Source organism: Caldisericota bacterium (assembly GCA_034717215.1).
In the GTDB taxonomy this organism is placed as follows: Bacteria; Caldisericota; Caldisericia; order Caldisericales; family Caldisericaceae; genus UBA646.
Window position 1 is genome coordinate 1 of record JAYELD010000027.1, and the last position, 2,683, is coordinate 2,683.

Here is a 2,683-nt window from a genome sequence, read left to right on the forward strand (position 1 = left end):
GATACGTAGAAAGATCAAACAGAACACTACAGGAAGAATTCATCAACAACCACCTTAATCTATTAGCTACAGATATTAATGCATTCAACTCAAAACTAATCGATTATCTCATCTGGTATAATACTAAGAGAGTTCATAAAGGTCTTAATAATTTGTCGCCTATAGATTTTCTGCTAAAATATTATCCGGAGTCTCAAATGTATGTAACTCATACAGAAACTTGACTTAAAAAAAAATGAGGTTATATTGATATATATTGTATATTAAGTTGTGTATGAAACATATTCTTCGTTAAATTTTGCCTGAAAAGGAGTTAGGGGGTGCGAAAAGAAAAAAACTCGAAAAGGTTCTAAAAGATTAAAAATTAAAGGAGGTTTTAAATGGCAAACGAACAAATTGAATCTTCCGGGTGGGTGCTCTATCCCATAGGAAGTAAACCACGCTGGACTTTATCATTTTTCTTGGGTTTCCAGCATTATCTTACGATGTTTGGGGCCACTGTTGCTATCCCTCTTATCGTAGGAGGTGCGATGGGATTCCCACCAGACCAGCTTGCAGTCCTTATTGGTACTGTTTTCTTTGCAAGTGGATTAGCAACACTTTTTCAGCAATTTTTTGGCAATAAGCTCCCCATTGTGCAGGGAGGAAGTTTTTCTTTCCTTGGACCTACTTTCGCTATTATGGGAATGGTGGCGGCTCAGGGAGGAAATTGGCAAATGATGATTCAACATGTTGCGGCAGCAATTATGTTTGCATCGATTTTTGAGATTATTCTTGGTTATTCTGGCGCAATAGGCAAAATAAAGAAATTTATTGGCCCCCTTGTAATTGGTCCTACAATTGCTATGATTGGATTATCTCTTTTTAAATCAGGCGCACCAGCTATGGCGGGAAACTGGACAATTTCTATAATCACATTGGTTGCATTGGTTGTTTTTTCTCAGGTTTTTTCAAGAAAATCAAGATTCTTCTTGCTTTTCCCCGTTATATCAGCAATAGCTGTAGGTTGGGTTTGCGCAGTAGTTGGAACCCTTACTGGATGGATTCCTGCAGGGAATCCTGCAAATTTAACTAGTGCTTTCCAGAACATTGCAGCAGCTCCTTGGCTTACTATCCGGCCTCTTGTTCCATTTAAATGGGGATTTCCTACCGGTGCTTCCATGTTGATAGCAGGTAGTTTTGGAATGCTTGCTGCTTACCTTGCTTCAATGGTAGAGTCCATCGGAGATTATCACTCATGTGCAAAGATGTCTGAGGCTCCGCCGCCAACAGAAAGGTTGATTTCAAAAGGTATTGGCGCCGAAGGTGTAGGTTGTCTTGTTGCCGGAATACTTCAGTCCGGAAGTGGAACGACCTCCTATTCGGAGAACATCGGTGCTATTGGTATCACAAGAGTTGCTTCAAGAAGGGTTATAAGATGTGGTGCAATTATTATGCTTATTATTCCAATTATTGGGAAAATAGGAGCAGTTTTTGCCTCACTTCCTGGCCCGGTTGTCGGAGCGATGTATGTTGGTCTCTTTGGTTTGATTGCAGCAGTTGGGCTTTCGAACCTCCAATATGTGAATCTCAATAATTCGAGAAACCTGTTTGTTCTCGGTATAGCATTATTTGGTGGCCTTTCGATCAGTTATGCATTCGAGACAACTCCACTAAGCTGGGGTGCTATTGGAACTGTTGGCGGTACATTGGGAATGATCGTACAGACCATTCTTACCACGGCTATGGCTGTTTCAGCACTTCTTGCAATGATTCTTGATAACTCACTTCCTGGTGCAACAAGGGAAGAGCGAGGATTAACCTACTGGGAGAGAGAAGCAACTGAAGAAGCCTGGACAAAAGCTGAGGCAGAATGGGAACAGATGAAAGAAGGAGAAGAAAGAAAATTAAAAGGTTTTGAAGCAGTGCAGAAGTAATTTTAGGTAGTTTTTAAATTAGAGCCAAGGGCACGCAAGCCCTTGGCTCCTTGGAGGAGAGTACGGTGAGCGAGCAGACTAAAAAAGTTTTTTTTATTGTTTTTGCGTTACTTTCAGTATTTATAGTCTACTTAATTTTCAATATAGGAAATCCGAATTCTCCAATGAGATATATTATTAAAGATCCATCCTATGACATTATAATACTTGTTGTATCTGCTGTACTTTTGTCCGTTATGAGTTTCTATTATGCCCATACGAATGAAACAGGTGGGTACGAAAAAATTGTTCAAGCGAATTTAAAAAAAATTCAGAAGCTGAGAAGAAAGGGAAAGACAAATGAAGAAATTGCCCAATCAATCTTAAAGGCGATGAATATTAGAAGAGGATATCGTTATCATTATGCAGTGAAAAGATTAGTATTAATTTTAGAGAAAGTTAAACAAACCAAATGAAACCGTCTGCAGTGTATTATATTTTAATAGGTGCATTTATTTTTGCTATCGTTTTCTTTAGATGGTTTATTCAAAGAGATAGGAAAAAAATTAAGGGGATGTTTAAGGAGAAAGATATTGTTATTGCAAGCTATGGAATACATTTCTATGGGTTAGAATCAGAACCTGGCGGGATTATTGATTCAGGCGGACAAATGATTCTCCTTAAAAATGGATTATATTATAAGGGAAGGTTTGACAATAGGGAGCTTTTTATTTCAAAAGAAAATTTATTGTCAATTGCTGTTACAGATTTTCATAAAAATGAGCCTA

4 protein-coding genes are annotated in these 2,683 nt (G+C 38.3%); all 4 read left to right on the forward strand.

The features are described from left to right. The coding region (locus U9Q18_01380; GenBank protein MEA3313007.1) for an integrase core domain-containing protein at positions 1 to 224 on the forward strand (224 nt) is incomplete at its 5' end. 156 nt (positions 225 to 380) lie between these two features. Further along, positions 381 to 1,916, forward strand: coding sequence for a solute carrier family 23 protein (locus U9Q18_01385; protein MEA3313008.1), 1,536 nt, complete (start codon positions 381 to 383; stop codon positions 1,914 to 1,916). Positions 1,917 to 1,981: 65 nt separating this feature from the next. Then, positions 1,982 to 2,371, forward strand: a complete 390-nt coding sequence (locus tag U9Q18_01390; protein MEA3313009.1) for a hypothetical protein — start codon at positions 1,982 to 1,984, stop codon at positions 2,369 to 2,371. After that, on the forward strand, positions 2,368 to 2,683 hold a 316-nt coding region (locus tag U9Q18_01395; GenBank protein ID MEA3313010.1), incomplete at its 3' end, for a hypothetical protein. The genes U9Q18_01390 and U9Q18_01395, both read left to right, overlap by 4 nt.

What these genes read in the sequence shown, in the direction of transcription:
- U9Q18_01385 (MEA3313008.1), top strand. Translation starts at nt 381, where the DNA reads ATGGCAAACGAACAAATTGAATCTTCCGGGTGGGTGCTCTATCCCATA.